Annotated in this window: 14 protein-coding genes and 2 pseudogenes; 3 read left to right on the forward strand and 13 right to left on the reverse strand. The window is 65.3% G+C overall.

The genetic code is table 11. From position 1 onward, the window contains the following. Positions 1 to 68: 68 nt before the first annotated feature. Positions 69 to 1,312: pseudogene (locus ACFLEY_RS01390) on the forward strand (IS5 family transposase); the annotation flags it as partial. Between the two features lie 189 nt (positions 1,313 to 1,501). Here the strand turns inward: ACFLEY_RS01390 and ACFLEY_RS01395 are convergent. The 6 genes from ACFLEY_RS01395 to rlmH all read right to left on the reverse strand — a co-directional run bounded on the left by ACFLEY_RS01395 (position 1,502) and on the right by rlmH (position 7,276). Then, positions 1,502 to 2,005, reverse strand: coding sequence for an RNA pyrophosphohydrolase (locus tag ACFLEY_RS01395; RefSeq protein WP_011083269.1), 504 nt, complete (start codon positions 2,003 to 2,005; stop codon positions 1,502 to 1,504). A 104-nt stretch (positions 2,006 to 2,109) separates the two neighbouring features. Next, complete coding sequence (locus ACFLEY_RS01400) at positions 2,110 to 2,613, reverse strand: RNA pyrophosphohydrolase (RefSeq protein ID WP_011083268.1); 504 nt, start codon at positions 2,611 to 2,613, stop codon at positions 2,110 to 2,112. 74 nt (positions 2,614 to 2,687) lie between these two features. Then, positions 2,688 to 3,911: a divergent polysaccharide deacetylase family protein gene (locus tag ACFLEY_RS01405; RefSeq protein ID WP_060909724.1), complete on the reverse strand. Its 1,224-nt coding sequence runs from the start codon at positions 3,909 to 3,911 to the stop codon at positions 2,688 to 2,690. 147 nt (positions 3,912 to 4,058) lie between these two features. Then, complete coding sequence (locus ACFLEY_RS01410) at positions 4,059 to 5,414, reverse strand: S41 family peptidase (protein ID WP_060909725.1); 1,356 nt, start codon at positions 5,412 to 5,414, stop codon at positions 4,059 to 4,061. Then, positions 5,411 to 6,760, reverse strand: a complete 1,350-nt coding sequence (locus tag ACFLEY_RS01415; protein WP_060909726.1) for a murein hydrolase activator EnvC — start codon at positions 6,758 to 6,760, stop codon at positions 5,411 to 5,413. Before ACFLEY_RS01415 ends, ACFLEY_RS01410 begins: the two co-directional genes overlap by 4 nt. Positions 6,761 to 6,793: 33 nt before the next feature. Beyond that, the gene (gene rlmH / locus ACFLEY_RS01420) at positions 6,794 to 7,276 is read right to left on the reverse strand and encodes a 23S rRNA (pseudouridine(1915)-N(3))-methyltransferase RlmH (protein ID WP_060909727.1); all 483 of its coding nucleotides are present in this window, start codon (positions 7,274 to 7,276) and stop codon (positions 6,794 to 6,796) included. Between the two features lie 219 nt (positions 7,277 to 7,495). On the opposite strand from rlmH, the pseudogene ACFLEY_RS01425 reads away from it, so the two are divergent. Continuing rightward, positions 7,496 to 8,809 (forward strand): annotated as a pseudogene (locus ACFLEY_RS01425) (IS1380 family transposase). Between the two features lie 157 nt (positions 8,810 to 8,966). Here the strand turns inward: ACFLEY_RS01425 and rsfS are convergent. From rsfS to proB, 4 genes are all read right to left on the reverse strand, one after another. Then, on the reverse strand, positions 8,967 to 9,323 hold the full coding sequence (gene rsfS, locus ACFLEY_RS01430) for a ribosome silencing factor (protein ID WP_027523570.1): 357 nt from the start codon (positions 9,321 to 9,323) through the stop codon (positions 8,967 to 8,969). Positions 9,324 to 9,519: 196 nt separating this feature from the next. Further along, positions 9,520 to 10,164 carry a nicotinate-nucleotide adenylyltransferase gene (locus ACFLEY_RS01435; RefSeq protein WP_060909728.1) on the reverse strand — a complete coding sequence of 215 codons (645 nt, stop codon included), beginning with the start codon at positions 10,162 to 10,164 and terminating at the stop codon, positions 9,520 to 9,522. Positions 10,165 to 10,187: 23 nt separating this feature from the next. Continuing rightward, the gene (locus ACFLEY_RS01440; RefSeq protein WP_060909729.1) at positions 10,188 to 11,483 is read right to left on the reverse strand and encodes a glutamate-5-semialdehyde dehydrogenase; all 1,296 of its coding nucleotides are present in this window, start codon (positions 11,481 to 11,483) and stop codon (positions 10,188 to 10,190) included. A 247-nt stretch (positions 11,484 to 11,730) separates the two neighbouring features. Beyond that, the gene (gene proB, locus ACFLEY_RS01445) at positions 11,731 to 12,852 is read right to left on the reverse strand and encodes a glutamate 5-kinase (RefSeq protein ID WP_028174855.1); all 1,122 of its coding nucleotides are present in this window, start codon (positions 12,850 to 12,852) and stop codon (positions 11,731 to 11,733) included. A 216-nt stretch (positions 12,853 to 13,068) separates the two neighbouring features. On the opposite strand from proB, the gene ACFLEY_RS01450 reads away from it, so the two are divergent. Next, entirely contained in the window at positions 13,069 to 14,046 is a 978-nt protein-coding gene (locus ACFLEY_RS01450; protein ID WP_060909730.1) for a Bug family tripartite tricarboxylate transporter substrate binding protein, read from the forward strand. A gap of 44 nt (positions 14,047 to 14,090) precedes the next feature. On the opposite strand, the gene ACFLEY_RS01455 is transcribed toward ACFLEY_RS01450, so the two are convergent. The 3 genes from ACFLEY_RS01455 to ACFLEY_RS01465 all read right to left on the reverse strand — a co-directional run bounded on the left by ACFLEY_RS01455 (position 14,091) and on the right by ACFLEY_RS01465 (position 17,593). After that, positions 14,091 to 15,725, reverse strand: coding sequence for an alkaline phosphatase family protein (locus tag ACFLEY_RS01455; RefSeq protein WP_060909731.1), 1,635 nt, complete (start codon positions 15,723 to 15,725; stop codon positions 14,091 to 14,093). 233 nt (positions 15,726 to 15,958) lie between these two features. Then, positions 15,959 to 16,999 carry a GTPase ObgE gene (obgE, locus tag ACFLEY_RS01460; protein WP_011083257.1) on the reverse strand — a complete coding sequence of 347 codons (1,041 nt, stop codon included), beginning with the start codon at positions 16,997 to 16,999 and terminating at the stop codon, positions 15,959 to 15,961. 114 nt (positions 17,000 to 17,113) lie between these two features. Beyond that, positions 17,114 to 17,593 carry a MaoC family dehydratase gene (locus ACFLEY_RS01465; protein WP_060912820.1) on the reverse strand — a complete coding sequence of 160 codons (480 nt, stop codon included), beginning with the start codon at positions 17,591 to 17,593 and terminating at the stop codon, positions 17,114 to 17,116. Positions 17,594 to 17,708: the final 115 nt, after the last annotated feature.

A 17,708-nucleotide genomic window follows, 5' to 3' on the forward strand; every position in this document is an offset into this window, starting at 1 on the left:
CTTGTCCTGCCTCGCGGGTGGAGGAATTTGACTGACCACACCCGGAGGAATTTGAAGTGACCCGCGGGGCGCTGATCGACTGGAAGTTTCTGGATGACCGCTTTGGTTCGGTGTGCCAAACCGGGCCGGGGCAGCCTGGCCTACCGACGCGGCTTGTCGCCGGCCTGTTCATTCTGAAGCACATGCACACAATCTCTCGGATGAGGTGCTGTGCGCCCGCTGGATCGAGAACCCTTATTACCAATACTTCTGCGGCGAGTTAAGCTTCTGCCACCGGCTGCCGTTCGATCGATCGTCGATGACGCGCTGGCGCCAGCGGCTCGGCGAGGAGCAGCTCGTCGCGTTGATCCAGGAAAGTCTGTCGGTGGCACACAAGACTGGCGCCATCGGTCCCAAGGACCTGGAGCGAGTGGTGGTCGATACCACGGTGCAGCCCAAGGCCGTTGCCCATCCGACCGACGCGCGGCTGATGCATCGGGCCATCACCAAGCTCGTCGGGCTTGCCAAGCGCAACCGTGTGCCGCTGCGCCAGAGCTATCTGCGCCTGGCCAAGCGCGCCGCCATCATGGTCGGCCGCTATACCCACGCTCACCAGTTCAAGCGCGCCCGGCGCCAACTCAAGTTCCTGCGGACGCGGCTTGGCCGGATCATCCGCGACATCCGCCGCAAGATTGATGGCGATGCGGCGCTGGAAGCGCGCTTCGGCCCGCTGCTCGATCTGGCGCAGCGGGTGCGCAGCCAGGATCAGCATCAGCGCGGCCCCAAGGTCTATGCGTTGCATGCGCCGGAGGTCGAGTGCATCGGCAAGGGCAAAGCCCGCGCGCCTTACGAGTTCGGCTGCAAGGTCAGTATCGCCACCCCCGTGACGTCCCCGAAGGGTGGACAGTTCGTGCTCCATACCAAGGCGCTGCACGGCAATCCCTTTGACGGCCACACGCTCGGCCCCGTGGTCGCCGACATGGAGAAGCTCACCGGCGTGGAGGCTCGTCGTATCCACGTCGACAAAGGGTACCGTGGCCACAACTACCCGCACCGGTTCAGGGTCTGGATCTCGGGTCAGGTTCGCCGCGTCACGGCTTCCATCCGGAGCGAGATGAAGCGTCGCGCGGCTGTCGAACCCGTCATCGGTCACGTCAAGGCCGAGCACCGCATGGACCGCAACTATCTCAAAGGCAGCGTCGGTGACCGCATCAACGCCGTCCTCGCCGCGGCCGGCTACAACTTCGGCCTGCTCCTGCGATGGCTCGCAGAACTCTTGCGTGCCATCATCCGCGCCTTCGCCGAAACTGTCCCGGCTCAAAAGATCGCTTAAATCAGCGCTCGTCCGCGTTCTTCACGGAGGACTGATTGGGCCCGACGAACGCGCCAACAAAGGTGCGTTCCCTCCCCAACAAGGGGGGAGGAACGAGAGAATCGTGCGGCCCGCACGCGCAAATTTCCGTCGAGAATGTCCCAATGATTTCAACCACCATTCTACTGTGCATGGGGTTGTTTTCGCAGTTTAGCTCGCGAAGGGCGCGAACTGCTGCGCCACGGCCCGATAGACCTCGCGGCGGAACGGCACCACGAGATCGGCGACGCGATCGAGCTGCTCCCAGCGCCACGCGTCGAATTCCGCGGGCTGCCCGTTCTGCGGCGTCAGCGGATCGATCTCGTCGTCCTTGCCGGTGAAGCGCAGCGCGAACCATTTCTGGCGCTGGCCGCGAAACTTCGCCAGTCGATGCGTCTGCGGTCCGTCATAGGGCGGGAATTCGTAGGTGAGCCAGTCGGTCTCGCCGAGATAGCTCGCGCTGACGACGTTGGTCTCCTCCCAGAGCTCGCGCATCGCCGCATCGCGCAGGTCCTCGCCCTCGTCGACGCCGCCCTGCGGCATCTGCCAGTCGAGACCCGGCAGGATGATCTCGGGGCCGTCGCCCTTGAAGCGGTGGCCGATCAGCACGCGGCCTTCGGCATTGAACAGCGCGATCCCGACATTGGGACGGTAGGGTTTGTTGTCGTTCGACATGCGGTCACTTCTCTGATCGTCATTCCGGGATGGTCCGAAAGACCAGCCCCGGAATTCCGAGATCCCGGGTTCGTGCTTCGCACGCCCCGGAGTGACGGTGCAAACTATTCCTCCGCCAGCGCGGAAAACTCCTTCACCACGCGCTCATAGACCGGGCGTTTGAAGGGGATGATCAGCCCGGGAAGATTCTTCATCGGCTCCCAGCGCCAGCTGACGAACTCGGCCTTGTGGCCGCCGCCGGGATTTTCGACATTGATCTCGCTGTCCTTGCCGGTGAAGCGCACCGCGAACCATTTCTGGCGCTGGCCGCGGTAGCGGCCCTTCCAGGCGCGGCCTGCGACCGTGCGCGGGATGTCGTAGATCAGCCAGTCCGGAACCTCGCCGAGCCGCTCGACCGAGCGCACGCTGGTCTCCTCATAGAGCTCGCGCTTGGCGGCCGCCCAGGTGTCCTCGCCGGGATCGACACCGCCTTGCGGCATCTGCCAGACATGGGTGTCGTCGATATGTTCGATGCCACCGGCGCGGCGGCCGATGAACACCAGTCCCTTCGCGTTGATCAGCATCACTCCGACGCAAGTCCGGTAGGGCAGATCCTCGTAACGCGCCATTCCGCCAAACCTCTCGCGTGCTTCCGGCAGGGCATCTCGGCCCCGCGGGACCCGTACCGTACCAATTCGTTGATTTAGCTGGATTTTGATTTCAGCATCGCGGTTGTCAATGGCACCAAAAGGATACCCCGGTCGCCCAATGTCTTGGTCCAGGCGCCGATGCGCTCGATCGAGACGGGTAGGGCGGAGGCGGTGCCGATGGCCGTGCCGCGCTCGCGCGCCGCCGATTCGAGCTTGTTCAGGGCACGGTCGATCTCGGCCGGGGTCGGCACCACGTCGATCGCGATGTCGCCCTTGCCGAACGGCATCGCCTGGCTCGCTGCGGCCTGGGGCGCGATGCTGCGGGGCGAGGAACCGTCGTCGAAGAAGCCGAGGCCGCGCTTGGCCGCCTCGCGGATGATCGGCTGCATCGCCGCGTCCGTCGCCACGAAGCGGGCGCCCATGAAATTGGTGATGCCGGCATAGCCCTGCATCCGGCTCAGGTGCCAGTACAGGCGGTCCATGTTCTGGTCGGCGCTGAGCGAAGTCAGCAGCGTCTGCGGGCCCGGGTCGTTGTCAGGGAAGTCGTAGGGCTCCATCGGGATCTGGAGGAAGATCTCGTGGCGCTGGGCGCGGGCGCGCTCGGCGAGTTTTCCTGGATCGGAGCCATAGGGCGTGAAGGCCAGCGTCACCGCGGCCGGCAGCTTCATGATCGCGTCGGTGGTCTTGGCGGCGCCGACGCCGAGCCCGCCGATCACGATCGCGACCACCGGCATCTTGGCGGCCTTGGCGCGGTCGGCATCGGCCGCGTAGACGTTGAACGGCTTCGATCCGTCGGCGACCACCGGGATCATGCCGTAGCGCGACTTCTCAAGCAGCTTCGGGTCGATTCCGGCCATGACCGGCGGCGGTGCGGACGCCGCCTCGCCCTTGTCGGCGGCCTCGCCGGCGCCGATCACCACGTCGTGGCGCGCGCCGGTGGAGCCGTCGATCATGGTGACGGTCTTCTGCTCGCCGGTAGCGGCCTGCTTCGGCGCCTCCCTGGTCTCGTGCTTGCTCTCTTGCTTGCTGTCCTGGCCGTGGCCGGAGGCGGCCGGCTTCTCGTCCGTGGCTTTGGGCTCGCGGATCGCGATCCGCGTCATCGGCTCGCCGCCGAGCGGATCCTTGTTGAACATCGCGAAGCCGGCAAAGGTAACGAGGAACAGGCCGAGCAGCATGGCGAGCGCCTGCATGGCCGTGAACGGCAGCCGCAGCCGGCGTTTTCGGCGCGGCTTGTCCTGTCCGAGCGGGGCGCTCAGATCATCGGCCGTTTCAGTCATGCGCGATCCCGAATCACTGCTGCTGACGATACCACGCCGAGGTCAAGCGGCGGCAGGCCGGGATAGGCCGGGGATGCCAGGAGATCCCAGCAAAAAGGGCGGCTCCGGGAGCCGCCCTTTGCGTTGGATCGCGCTGGTCGCGCCGACTTAGTTCGCCGCTTTGGGCTTGTCGGCCGCGGCCTTGTCGGTACCCGGCGTGGGCGCCGCGGAGGCGCTGTTCTTGATGCCGTAGAGCAGGTCGTCGGCGAGCTTGAGCGCCTTGTCGTCCTTGGCGTCCGGCGGGACGTAGGACTGCGAGCCGGTCTTCTCGTCGCCGTCGTTCTTCAGATGGCCGCGCAGCGAAGCCTCGCCCTTGGTGTCGGTGCGCGACTTCAACTCGTCCGGCACGTCCTGGAGCACTTCGATATCGGGCACGATGCCCTTGGCCTGGATCGACTTGCCCGACGGCGTGTAGTAGCGCGCCGTGGTCAGGCGCAGCGCGCCGTTGCCCGAGCCGAGCGGGATGATGGTCTGCACCGAGCCCTTGCCGAACGAGCGCGTGCCGACGATGGTCGCGCGCTTGTGGTCCTGCAGCGCGCCGGCGACGATTTCGGACGCCGAGGCCGAGCCGCCATTGACCAGAACGATGACCGGCTTGCCCTTGGTGAGGTCGCCGGCATGCGCGGTGCGGCGCTGGGTCTCCTCGGCATTGCGGCCGCGGGTCGACACGATCTCGCCCTTCTCCAGGAACGAGTCGGAGACGGTGACCGCTTCCTCGAGCAGGCCGCCCGGATTGTTGCGCAGGTCGATGATGTAGCCCTTCAGCTTGTCGCCGATCTGATTCGAGAGGTTGGCGACCTCGCGCTTCAGGCCTTCGGTGGTCTGCTCGTTGAAGGTGGTGATGCGAATATAGGCGATGTCGTCGGCCTCGATGCGGGCGCGCACCGAGCGGACGCGGATGTTGTCGCGCACCAAGGTGACGTCGAGCGGATTGTCCTGGCCCTTGCGGATGATCTTGAGCTTGATCTTGGTGTTGACCGGACCGCGCATCTTCTCGACCGCCTGGTTCAGGGTCAGGCCCTGCACCGCTTCGTCGTCGAGATTGGTGATGATGTCGTTGGCCATGATGCCGGCGCGCGAGGCCGGTGTGTCGTCGATCGGCGAGACGACCTTGATCAGGCCGTCTTCCATCGTGACCTCGATGCCGAGGCCTCCGAACTCACCGCGGGTCTGCACCTGCATGTCGCGGAAGCTCTTGGCGTCCATGTAGCTCGAATGCGGATCGAGGCCGGTGAGCATGCCGCTGATGGCGGATTCGATCAGCTTGGTGTCGTCGGGCTTCTCGACATAGTCGGAGCGCACGCGCTCGAAGACGTCGCCGAACAGATTGAGCTGGCGATAGGTGTCTGCGGTAGCGGCCCGCGCGCTGGAGCCCATGAAGACCGCGCGCGGCTGGGTCACGAACAGCGTCAGCGCCGCACCGGTGGCCGCGCTGAGGAGGATAACTGAAGTCTTGCGCATCATCCGCGAACCTTCTCGCCTTCATTTGCGGCCCACCATGGGCCTGGATCGATTGGAGTGCCGTCTTTGCGGAACTCGACATACAGCACAGGTTGACTCGCGTTCGTGGCGAGAATGGAGGCGACTTGAGAGGTCGACCCCATGGTCGCGACCGGCTCCCCCGTGAGCACAAACTGTCCGATGTTGACCGAAATGCGCTCCATCCCGGCGATCAGGACATGATACCCGCCCCCGGCGTTGAGGATCAAGAGTTGTCCATAACTGCGGAACGGGCCGGCATAGACCACCCAGCCATCACACGGCGTCGTGACCTGGGAGCCGGGCTTGGTGGCCAGCGAAATGCCCTTCTGGACCCCGCCGACCCCGTCGGAACCGCCAAAGTCCCTGATCTTGTTACCGTTAACCGGAAGCGGCAGCAGGCCCTTGGCCGAAGCGAAGGCGATCGCGGGACTGGTCCGGGACCGGTCCTTGAAAGCGCCAGGGCCGGACTTGGCGCCGGCGGCCGCTTTTGCCTCCGCCTGCCCGGCGGCCTCGGCTGCCTTCTCCGCCGCCTTGGCGGCGCTTTGCAGGTCCTGCTCCATCTTGGCGATCAGGCCCTGGAGATCGCCGACCTGCCTTGAAAGCATGATGGCGCGCGAGTTCTCGGCATCGAGGTCCTTTTCGCGTGCGGCCTGCTGGCGCTGCCGTTCGTCGACCAATGCGGCGAGCCGGCTCTGGTCGTTGCGGACCCTGTCGCGATCGGAGGCGAGCTGGTCGCGTTCGGTGGCGATGTTCTTGCGCAGAGCCACGAGCTCGCCGAGCTCGCTCGCGATCTTTTCGGCGCGGCCGCGCAGTTCCGGCACGACGGCGCCGAGCAGCATCGCCGTGCGCAGCGATTGCAGCGCGTCCTCGGGCCGCACCAGCAGCGCGGGCGGCGTGCGCCGGCCGGCGCGCTGCAAGGCCGCCAGTACCTCGACGATGTCGGCGCGGCGCGAATCAAGCGAGGTGCGCATCGCCTGCTCGCGGCCGTTGAGCGTCTTCAGCCGCGCTTCGGCTTCGTCGATCTTGGTCTCGACGGAGCGCACATTGGCGGCGGTGTCGATCAGCTGCTGGTTGAGCTGGGTGCGGTCCTGGCCGAGCGAGGTGATCTCGGCCTTGAGCTTGGCCTGCGCCTCCTCCGCGCTCTTCTGCCTGGCGCGCGCGGCCTCCAGCTCCTGCTCGCGCTGCTTGATCGCATCGGGCGAGACGGCTGCCGTCTGCGGTGCCGGCGTCTGAGCTTGCGCGAGGCTTGCGCCCAAGACACTTGCATCCAAGACACTTGCGCCTGAGACGCTCGCGATCAGCAGCAGGTTGAGGACAGGCGCTCGCATCGCTTTAGGCAAAGGTGCTCGTTGTGGCGCGGATCACGCGCGGTGATAGGGGTGGCCGGCCAGGATGGTGGCGGCCCGATAGAGCTGTTCCAGAAGCATGACGCGGACCATTTGGTGCGGCCAGGTCGCAGAGCCGAACGCGATCGCGAGCTTGGCCTTACGGCGCAATTCGGGCGAAAGTCCGTCCGCCCCTCCGATCACGAAGATAGTATGACCGGCACCCTCGTCGCGCCAGCGCCCGAGGTGCCGTGCGAATACGGTGGAATCGAGATTCTGGCCGCGTTCGTCCAGCGCCACCAGGATCGACTTGTCCGGGATGTGCGCACCGATCGCCGCAGCCTCTTCGGCCATCCGCGTCGCGGCGTCGCGCGCGCGGCTCTCGGGAATTTCGTGGATCGACAACTCGCGGAATCCGAGCTTGCGGCCGGCCTCGTCGAACCGCTCGAAATAGCGGTCGGCAAGCTCCCGTTTGGGGCCCTGCTTCAGCCGGCCCACCGCAATGACAGCAACACGCATGTGTCCAGAGTCGTGTTTTCGAGGCCGCGCGCATCTCGCGCGCACACGACGCTAGCATGCGCGTCAGCCGATTCGAAATCGGCTCTTTGAGCCTCTAGCCTGTCTTATTCGTAAGAGGCGCCCGAGAGGCTGGCGAGCGTGGTGTAAAGCGCTGATACGGCGTAGGATTCGGTTGTGAAGCCAACCCCATCACCTCCAACCGCGAACGCCACGCCCGCCATGACCGACGATACGATTCCGCCCTTCTCGTTTCCAGCCATTCACGCCAAGAAAGTCACAGCTGCCTTCGATGGTGGGCGCCTAACCTCGAACGGGGGCGTGATGCTTCTGGCGATGGCCGAGCGGCGTCTCGGCTTGGCCGACAATCTGGCCCGGGTGTTCCCGGATCGGCGCGATCCGACGCGGGTCGTGCACAGCCTGGTCGATATGTTCCGCGCGCGCATGTTCGCGATCTGCTGCGGCTACGAGGACGCCGACGACCTCGATCATCTGCGGTCCGATCCGGCATTCAAGCTGGCCTGCGGTCGCCTACCGGACACGGGCCGGGATCTGTGTTCCCAGCCGACGCTGTCGCGGCTGGAGAATGCTCCGCGCCTGCGCGACGTGATCCGACTGACCTACATTTTGGTCGACGCATGGATGGATAGCTACCCCCACGAGCCGGCATCCGTCACGCTCGACATCGATGATACCTGCGACGTCGTCCACGGCCATCAGCAGCTCTCGCTGTTCAACGCTCATTATGACGAACGCTGCTTTCTGCCGATCCACGTCTACGACACGGAGAAGAGCCGGCCCGTGGCCGTCGTGCTGCGGCCCGGCAAGACGCCGGGCGGCGTCGAGGTGCGTGCCCATCTGCGCCGCCTGGTACGGCATATCCGCACGCGGTGGCACAACACGCGAATTACGTTCCGTGGCGACGGGCACTATGCCCGGCCGGAGGCCATGGCGTGGTGCGAGACCAACGGCATCGACTACATCTTCGGTCTGTCCGGCACCAAGCCTCTCGCCAGAAAAGTCGACGAGGTCGCCGACGACATCCGCACCCGACGCGCCATCGAGAACCTGCCGGTTCTGCGTGGCTAAGATCGCGAACGGCGCACCGTCGCCCGTATTGAGGCGACGATGCTCGGCCTCGACATCCGTTTCGTCGTCACCAGCCTCGATGTCGGCTCGGCCGAGTGGATCTACGACAGCCTGTATTGCGCGCGCGGCCAAGCAGAGAATCTGATCAAGCTGCATAAGACACAGCTCGCCTCCGACCGCACCAGCTGCCGTTCGGCGCTCGCCAACCAGGTCCGTCTCGTGCTCCATACGGCCGCTTATTGGCTGATGCTGACCGTGCGCGACGCCATTCCCAAAGCCCGGGAATTGGCCACTGCCGAGTTCGCGACGCTGCGTCTTCGTCTCTTGAAACTCGCTGCCCGTGTGGTCGAGACCACGAGCCGCATTCGCCTTGCGTTTGCCGCGGCATGTCCCGAAGCCGACCTGATCCGCGGCTTGCCCGGCGCGCTGCTCCCGCTCGGTCCGTAACCGACCGGGCCTGCGCCCGCTCACCCGCCCCACTCCTCCATCGCCTACAAAACAGCTTGATGTAGAACCCGGTGAGAAAAGGCCGGACGGTCACCCACGCCAGCCGCCAGCCCCCGTCAGACGTCAAGAACGACCGTGCTCTCGTGAATAGATCGGGCTAGATCGCCTTCGCCGCCCCTGGGCCTTGCGTGTACAATCTCTCGAGATTGTAGAACTCGCGGACCTCGGGTCTGAACACGTGCACGATCACATCGCCGGAATCGATCAGCACCCAGTCGCAATTGGGCAAGCCCTCGACGTGGATGTTCTTGATGCCGGTTTCCTTGAGGCTCTTCGTGACGTTTTCCGCGATCGCGCCGACGTGCCGGTTGGCCCGGCCCGTGGTGACGATCATGTAGTCGGAGTACGCCGATTTGCCGCGAAGGTCGATGGTGACCGTCTCTTCCGCCTTCATGTCCTCGAGGCGGGAGAGGATCAGGCTCAGCGTCTTGTCGGCGTCGGGTTGCGCCTTCAAGGCCGCAGCTTTGGTCGATGTTTTACGCGTAGGCTTAGCAACCTTGGGTAAAACAGACTTGGACAATACAGATGTGGCCAGGGACCATTCCTTTCACTGTATCGCGAGAGCCGAATCCGACCCTCGCGGGTTACACTACATCATGTGGGGTTAAGGGTTTCAATATGCCAGAGAGCCCCGATCCGCACAGTCTGTCTCACTTCGTACCTTTCCAGCTCCCGTCCGGGTTCCGTAGGCCCGTCGAGGACAGGTTCAGCCTCAGTCCGGTGAGGAAGACCCAGGCCGGCGCCGGCCGATCCGCCAGCAACGCCGCCTCATTCTCGGGGAGGCGGTAGCGCGATAGTGCCTTGGCGGCAGGAGAGGCGAGGGCACGAAAACTCTGCGGCGGGCGATCGATGACCGCGATCGGCACCTGGCCGGCGATGCGCCGCCAGTCCTGCCAACGGTGGAATTGAGCGAGGTTGTCGGCGCCCATGATCCAGACAAAGCGCAGGCCGCGGAGACGGCGGCGCAAGGTGTTGATCGTGTCGATAGTGTAGCGCGTGCGAATGACGGATTCGAGACAGCTCACCTCGATCCTGGGATCGTTGGCGACGTCGCGCGCGGCCTGCATGCGCGCGCCGAGTTCATGCAGCGTGCCGTTCTCCTTCAGCGGGTTGCCGGGCGTGACCAGCCACCAGACGCGATCGAGTTGCAATCGCTTGAGCGCGAACTGACTGATCGCGCGATGGGCCTGATGCGGCGGATTGAAGGAGCCGCCGAGCAGGCCGACGCGCATGCCCGGGGTCGAGGGCGGGATCGCTTGCGCCACGAAACGCGGCACGACGAAATTGTTGCTCAATTGCCCGCGCCTCGCGACGTTATCTACGGCCGCGTCTGCCCGGTGCCGTGAACGCGATATTTGAAGCTCGTCAACTGCTCGGCGCCGACAGGTCCCCGGGCGTGAAAGCGGCCGGTGGCGATGCCGATCTCGGCACCGAAGCCGAACTCGCCGCCATCGGCAAATTGCGTCGAGGCGTTGTGCAGCACGATGGCGGAATCGACCTCGCTCAGGAATTTCTTCGCAGCGGCCTCGTTCTCGCTCACGATCGCATCGGTGTGATGCGAGCCGTGGTTCTGGATATGCGCGATCGCGCCGTCGACGCCGTCCACCACCTTCGCCGCGATGATCGCGTCGAGATATTCGGTGTCCCAATCGTCGTCGTTCGCAGGCTTTACGCGCGCGTCTGTCTTCTGCACGACGTCGTCGCCGCGCACTTCGCAGCCGGCCTCGATCAGCATCTCGACCAGCGGCTTCAGGCTCGTCGCAGCAGCCGCGCGATCGACCAGCAGCGTCTCGGCTGCGCCGCAGACGCCGGTGCGCCGCATCTTGGCGTTGAGCACGATCGACTTCGCCATGGCGAGGTCGGCGCTGGCATCGACATAGACGTGGTTGACGCCTTCGAGATGCGCGAACACCGGCACGCGCGCTTCCTGCTCGACGCGCGCGACGAGGCTCTTGCCGCCGCGCGGCACGATGACGTCGATCGCGCCGTTCAACCCCGACAGCATCATGCCGACCGCCGCGCGGTCGCGCGTCGGCACCAGCGTGATCGCAGCCTCGGGGAGGCCCGCTTCGCGCAGGCCCTGCACCAGACATTCATGGATGGCGCGGCAGGAGCGGAAACTGTCGGAGCCGCCGCGCAGGATCACGGCATTGCCGGACTTCAGGCACAGCACGCCGGCATCCGCTGCGACGTTCGGCCGGCTTTCGAAGATCACGCCGACGACACCGAGCGGCACGCGCACGCGCTCGATGGTCATGCCGTTCGGCCGCTGCCAGCTCTCGGTGACGATTCCGACCGGATCGGCGATGCCGCGCACGATGCCGATACCCTCGGCCATGCTCTCCACACGCGCCGGTGTCAGCGTCAGGCGGTCGATGAAGGACGCGGTCATGTTGCTGGAGGCGCGAGCCTCAGCGACGTCCTCGGCATTGGCGGCGAGAATCGGAGCCGCGTTCGCGCGGATCGCCCGCTCCATGGCCTCCAGCGCCCGGTTCTTCTGCTCCGGCGGCGCCAGCGCCAGCACGCGCGCGGCAGCGCGGGCTTGGGCGGCGAGATCGGACATCAACGCCTGGAGATCGGCATTGCCGTCAACGGCTTTGAGGGGGGCGGCCATGGGGTTTCAACCTTCTGCTAAGACGGTGTCCTAGCACGGAAATCCCGCTTTTGCGAAGGGCGGGGAGGGTATGGCAGGTCTCCCCAGCCGCGCGACGGCTGGGTCATTGGCCCAGCCCCGACGTTGTGGCGGGCTTGTCCATGTTTTCCTTGGGCGTCATTCCGGGGCGATGCGGAGCATTGAACCCGGAATCTCGAGATTCCGGCTCTGGTCCTTCGGACCATCCCGGAATGACGGAGCAACGGGTTTACCCGCCCACCACCAGATCGTCACGGTGGATCATCTCTGCGCGGCCGCTGATGCCGAGGATGGTCATCACATCAGGGGAGGAGCGGCCCTTGATGCGTTCGGCGTCGTCGGCGTCATAGGCGATCAGGCCGCGGCCGATCTCGCTCGTATCGGGGCCGCGCACGATCACGGCATCGCCGCGGGCGAACTGGCCCTCGACCTTGATCACGCCGGCCGGCAGCAGGCTGGCGCCGGCACGCAGCGCCGTCACCGCGCCGGCGTCGATCGTCAGCGTGCCCTTCGGCTCCAGCGTGCCCGCGATCCAGCGCTTGCGCGAGGTAATGGGATTGGCCGGCGTCAGGAACCAGGTGCAGCGGCCGCCATCGGCGATCGCCCGGAGCGGATGCTCGATCTTGCCGGAGGCGATCAGCATATGCGTGCCGCCGGTGGTCGCGATCTTGGCCGCCTCGACCTTGGTGCGCATGCCGCCGCGCGAGAGCTCGGACTCGGCGTCGCCCGCCACCGCCTCGATCTCCGAGGAGATGCTGTCGACGACGGGAATGAGCTTTGCGTTCGGGTTGTTCTTCGGCGGCGCGTCGTAGAGCCCGTCGATATCGGAGAGCAGCACCAGGAGATCGGCGCTCGCCATGGTCGCGACGCGCGCGGCGAGGCGGTCGTTGTCGCCGTAGCGGATCTCGGTGGTGGCGACCGTGTCGTTCTCGTTGATCACGGGGATGGCGCGCCACTCCAGGAGCTTGCCGATGGTGGAGCGCGCATTGAGATAGCGGCGGCGCTCCTCGGTATCCTGGAGCGTCACGAGAATCTGCCCGGCGTCGATGCCGTGGGCCCCTAGCACCTCCGACCAGATCCGCGCCAGCGCGATCTGTCCGACGGCCGCGGCGGCCTGGCTCTCCTCCAGCTTCAGCGGGCCGCGCGGCAGCTTGAGCCGGCTGCGGCCGAGCGCGATCGAGCCCGAGGAGACGACGAGGACGTCGCGTCCCTCCTTGTGCAGCTTGGCCATGTCGTCGGCGAGCGCGGCGAGCCAGGACGTCCGCACCTCGCCCTTGTCGGAATCGACCAGCAGAGCGGAGCCGACCTTGACGACGATGCGGCGGAATTGACTGAGTTCGGGGCTGGCCATGTGTGTATGTGTTGGCGCGTGTGACGAATTGCTCGGGTTCGGGAACGGCGGAGCAAACAAGCGGCGCCGGTAAGGCCTGCTTTTGCAGCAGGACGATGGCCGGCGCAAGGCGGCTGGCCCGGTAAACGGCGCAACGTGGCTTGGTCTTCGGCCTTGTCTTGAGCGCGGGGGCGGTTCTAATGCCGGCAACCAATAACGGGCTGGAAGGGGAAACGTATGGATCGCCGCAAATTCATGGCCGGATGTCTTGGAGGAGGTCTTGGGCTGCCGCTGCTGGCAGAGGCGGGCGAGGCGCAAGCGCAGGCGGGGCTTTCAAAAATCATCTTTCCGTTCGCGGCGGGCGCCGGCGGCGACACGCTGTGCCGGCTGATCGCGCAGGAGATGGCGCCGGTGCTGCAAAGGACCATCGTGGTCGAGAACCGCACTGGCGGCGACGGCCTGATCGGCATCAAGGCGGTGAAGGGTGCGAACTCCGATGGCAGCATGGTGCTGGTGACGACGGGCCCCACCATGTATCTGCTGCCGATGGTGGAGACGACGCCGAGCTTCGACACGGCCAAGGATTTCATGCCGGTGTCGCTGCTGGCGCGGTTCGAATTCGCCGTCGTGATCGGCCCGGCGATCGATGCTGCCGATTTCAAGTCATTCGTGGCCTGGCTGAAGGCGCATCCGGACAAGACGTCGTTCGGGGTGCCGAGCAACGGCACCATTCCACATTTCATGGGCTCCAAGCTCGAGAAGGATCTCGGCATTCCCCTGACCCGCGTGCCCTATCGCGGCAGCGCGCCGATCCTCAACGATCTCATCGGCGGCCATCTGTCGTTCGGCATCGTGACATTGGCCGATGCGCTGCCGCAGCACCGCGCCAAGGGCGTGAAGATCATCGCGGTCTCGAGCGCGGAACGGTCGCCCTTCGCGCCGGAGGTGCCGACGCTGAAGGAGAGCGGCATCGCTCTCGTTGCGGATGCCTGGTACGGCATGTGGCTTCCCGTCGGCAGCCCGCCGGAATTCGCCAGCAAGCTCGGCGCCGCCGCGAGCGCTGCGCTTGCCAAGGCCGAGGTGAAGGAGAAGCTCACCGCGATCGGCCTGATCCCGGTCGGCAGCAGCCCGGATGAGCTGACGAAGGAGCTCGCCGCCAACACGGCGTTCTGGCAGCCGATCGTGAAGGCGACGGGATACAAGATCGAGAATTGAATTCTTCTCCCTCTCCCCGCAAGCGGGGAGAGGCGAAGACAGACTCAAAGCTTCGCGCGCTGCGCGATGCCGTCCTTGATCGCCGCAAGCTCGGCCTCGTCCCAGATGCCGATCAAAACACCGCCCTTCACCTGGAGCTGGTTGTCGGCATAAGCCGCGATCTTCTCGCGCGGCGTGGTGATGTGGTCGTTGGGATGCAGCGCCCAGTCGAACAGCTCGGCCTGAAGGCGCGCGACGATACCAGCGCATTCGGGATCGTCGCCGCGATCCAAAAATTCCTGCGGGTCGGTTTCGAGATCGTACAGCATCGGGCGGAAGCCGGAGGCGTGGATGTATTTCCAGCGGCCGTCGAACACCATGAACAGGCGGCAGCGCTCGATCGGCTGATTCAGTTTCAGCCGCACGTCCTGCATGGCGTAGTCGTATTCGGAGAACGCGACCTTGCGCCAGTCGGACGGCGTCGGCCCGCGCAGCAGCGGCAGCAGCGAGCGTCCCTCGAGGATGTGGCCCGGCACCTTGCCGCCGAAATAATCGACGAAGGTCGGCGCAAGATCGATGCCCTCCACCAGCGCGTCGCTGCGCGTGCCGCGCGTGGCGTCGGCTTCCCGGGAGGGATCGATGATGATCAGCGGAATCTTTGCCGACTGCTCGTGGAACAGATCCTTCTCGCCCATCCAGTGATCGCCGAGATAGTCGCCATGATCGGAGGTGAACACGATCATGGTGGTGTCCAGCAGGCCGCGCTCTTCCAGGAATTTCATCAGCGCGCCCATCTGGTCGTCGATCTGCGTGATCAGGCCCATATAGGTCGGGATCACCTTCTCGCGAGCGTCGTCGCGCGCCATGTTGCGGGAGTAGCGCATGTCCATATAGGCGCCGAACACCGGATGCGGATTCTGGCGCTCGCGCTCGGAGTGGATCACCGGGATCATGTCATCGGTCGAATACATGCTGGCGTAGGGTTCGGGCGCGATGTAGGGCCAGTGCGGCTTGATGTAGGACAGATGCAGGCACCACGGCTTGCCGTCGGTCTCGGCCTCACTGATGAAGTCCATCGCGCGCCGCGTCATGTAGGGCGTCTCGGAATGCTCCTCCGGCACCCGCGCGGCCTTGTCGGCGTGCACCAGCAGCCAGCCGTTCTGCAAACTGCCATCTTCCGCCGCACCTGAATTCGCCCAATGCTCCCAGGGATTGGTGGCTTCGAATCCCTGCTTGCGCAGATATTCATCGTATTTCGGGCGCGGCCGTCCCGTCGGGTGCAGGCCGTCGTCGCGCTCGTAAGGCTCGAAACCGCATTCGGCGACATGCACGCCGATCATCGACTCCGGCGGGATGCCGAGCGCCTTCATGCCTTCGAGGTCGGGCGCCATGTGGGTCTTGCCGACCAGCACATTGCGCACGCCGATCTTCTTGAGGTGATCGCCGAGCGTGGGCTCGCCGACGCGCAGCGGCCAGCCGTTCCAGTGCGAGCCGTGCGAGCGCATGTAGCGGCCGGTGTAGAACGACATCCGCGAGGGCCCGCAGATCGGCGACTGCACGTAGGCCTTGCTGAAGAGCACGCCGCGCTTCGCCATGGCATCGATGTTGGGCGTCTTCAGCGTGGGATGGCCGGTGCAGCCGAGATAGTCATAGCGAAGCTGGTCGCACATGATCCAGAGAACGTTCTTCGCGCGCGCCATGCGTCATCCCTGCCGTTTCTTGATTGTTTAATGCTGCGATATTAGAGCGCCGGTGACAACCTGCCAGTGATGCGGGTGCCCGCAGCCTACACTCCAATGTCGTCCCGGCGAAGGCCGGGACCCATACTCCTCAGAAGATGTTATGGCGCGAGATGGCAATGACCAATCTTCGCCAAATCGCATTCGGTGGTTATGGGTCCCGGCCTTCGCCGGGACGACCCAGGGGAGATAGTTTAAGCCGACCAGGGCTCGGCTTCGGCGGCGCTCTTCGCCTTGGCGGACACCGGGGCCTCGCCGATCACTGCGACAAGCGCGCGCAACGCTTCCTTCACGCCCTCTCCGGTCGCGGCGGAGAGCAGCAGCGGCGTCTTCTTGGCGGCGCGCTTCAGCCGGTCCTTCTGCTTCTTGAGCTCGTCCGGCTCGACCGCGTCGATCTTGTTCAGCGCGACGATCTCGATCTTGTCGGTGAGCAGCCCGCCATAGGCATCGAGCTCTGTGCGCACCGTCTTGTAGGCCTTGCCGGCGTGCTCGCAGGTCGCATCGACGAGATGCAGCAGCACGCGGCAGCGCTCGACATGGCCGAGGAAGCGGTCGCCGAGGCCCGCGCCTTCATGCGCGCCCTCGATCAGACCGGGAATGTCGGCCAGCACGAATTCGCGGCCGTCTGCATTCACGACGCCGAGCTGCGGATGCAGCGTGGTGAAGGGATAGTCGGCGATCTTCGGCTTGGCCGCGCTGACCTTGGAGAGGAAGGTCGACTTGCCGGCATTGGGCAGGCCGACGAGGCCCGCATCCGCGATCAGTTTCAGCCGCAGCCAGATCCAGCGCTCCTCGCCGGGCTGGCCGGGATTGGCGTTGCGCGGCGCGCGGTTGGTCGAGGATTTGAAATGCGCGTTGCCGAAGCCGCCATTGCCGCCCTCGGCGAGCACGAATTTCTCGCCGACATTGGTGAAGTCGTGGATCAGCGTCTCGCGGTCTTCATCGAAGATCTGCGTACCCATCGGCACCTTCAGCACGATGTTCTTGCCGTTGGCGCCGTGACGGTCCGAGCCTGCGCCATTCTCGCCCTTCTGGGCCTTGAAATGCTGCTGGTAGCGGTAGTCGATCAGCGTGTTGAGCCCGTCCGCGACCTCGATGATGACGTTGCCGCCGCGGCCGCCATTGCCGCCGGAGGGGCCGCCGAATTCGATGAACTTCTCGCGGCGGAACGCCACGCAGCCGTTCCCACCGTCACCGGAGCGGATATAGACCTTTGCTTCGTCGAGGAATTTCATGGGCCATAGGTAGGCCAGCCGGTCCCCCGCGGCAACCCGGACTTACCCGCAAACCGGCCGAAATTCCGCGAATTTCGCCCCTTGCTTAACCCCCGGACGACTTCCAAGACGACATCAGAGGGGCCGTCGCCGGATCAGGAATTTCTGAATGCCCTCCAGCACCAGCTCCTTGCGCTGGTTGAACACGGTGCTTTTGAGCGTCACCACGCCGGTCGAGCGTCCCGGCGCGAGCTCCGTGACCTCGAGCGCGGGATAGATGGTGTCGTCGGCGAACACGGGTTTGAGGAACTGGCTCGATTGCTCGAGGAAGCCGACCAGGGAGTCCTCGACCATGAACGGAAACAGGCCGGCGCCGGGCGCGGTGTGGATCAAGGTCTGGAAGCCGTGGGCGAGCAGATGCGGCATGCCGCGGCTGCGGCAATATTCCACGTCGTAATGCACGGGGTGGGTGTCGCCGCTCGCGGTCTGGAACGCCGCGAACACCGCCGAGGTCTGGGTCCGGCTCGGCAGCACGAAGCGTTCGCCGACGACGAAATCCTCAAACCAGCGTTGCGTGGGGATCATGCGGTGCCGGGCCGGATCGAAGTCGGTCATGTCAAAGCTCTCTTTGTCGATGAGGCGCCTATCGCTACCGCGACGCGAAGAGTGCGACAATCCGTTCAATTCGGCGGTGGCGGGCTTGTCCCAGTCGCTCACGTCATTAAAACGA

The sequence above is a fragment of the Bradyrhizobium sp. YCK136 genome, assembly GCF_044570075.1.
Lineage (GTDB): Bacteria > Pseudomonadota > Alphaproteobacteria > Rhizobiales > Xanthobacteraceae > Bradyrhizobium > Bradyrhizobium diazoefficiens.

Excerpts from the sequence above, each read along its gene's own strand:
- ACFLEY_RS01395 (WP_011083269.1), bottom strand. The coding sequence starts at position 2,005 with ATGTCGAACGACAACAAACCCTACCGTCCCAATGTCGGGATCGCGCTG.
- ACFLEY_RS01400 (WP_011083268.1), bottom strand. The coding sequence starts at position 2,613 with ATGGCGCGTTACGAGGATCTGCCCTACCGGACTTGCGTCGGAGTGATG.
- ACFLEY_RS01405 (WP_060909724.1), bottom strand. The coding sequence starts at position 3,911 with ATGACTGAAACGGCCGATGATCTGAGCGCCCCGCTCGGACAGGACAAG.
- ACFLEY_RS01410 (WP_060909725.1), bottom strand. The coding sequence starts at position 5,414 with ATGATGCGCAAGACTTCAGTTATCCTCCTCAGCGCGGCCACCGGTGCG.
- ACFLEY_RS01415 (WP_060909726.1), bottom strand. The coding sequence starts at position 6,760 with ATGCGAGCGCCTGTCCTCAACCTGCTGCTGATCGCGAGCGTCTCAGGC.
- rlmH (WP_060909727.1), bottom strand. The coding sequence starts at position 7,276 with ATGCGTGTTGCTGTCATTGCGGTGGGCCGGCTGAAGCAGGGCCCCAAA.
- ACFLEY_RS01440 (WP_060909729.1), bottom strand. The coding sequence starts at position 11,483 with ATGGCCGCCCCCCTCAAAGCCGTTGACGGCAATGCCGATCTCCAGGCG.
- proB (WP_028174855.1), bottom strand. The coding sequence starts at position 12,852 with ATGGCCAGCCCCGAACTCAGTCAATTCCGCCGCATCGTCGTCAAGGTC.
- ACFLEY_RS01450 (WP_060909730.1), top strand. The coding sequence starts at position 13,069 with ATGGATCGCCGCAAATTCATGGCCGGATGTCTTGGAGGAGGTCTTGGG.
- ACFLEY_RS01455 (WP_060909731.1), bottom strand. The coding sequence starts at position 15,725 with ATGGCGCGCGCGAAGAACGTTCTCTGGATCATGTGCGACCAGCTTCGC.
- obgE (WP_011083257.1), bottom strand. The coding sequence starts at position 16,999 with ATGAAATTCCTCGACGAAGCAAAGGTCTATATCCGCTCCGGTGACGGT.
- ACFLEY_RS01465 (WP_060912820.1), bottom strand. The coding sequence starts at position 17,593 with ATGACCGACTTCGATCCGGCCCGGCACCGCATGATCCCCACGCAACGC.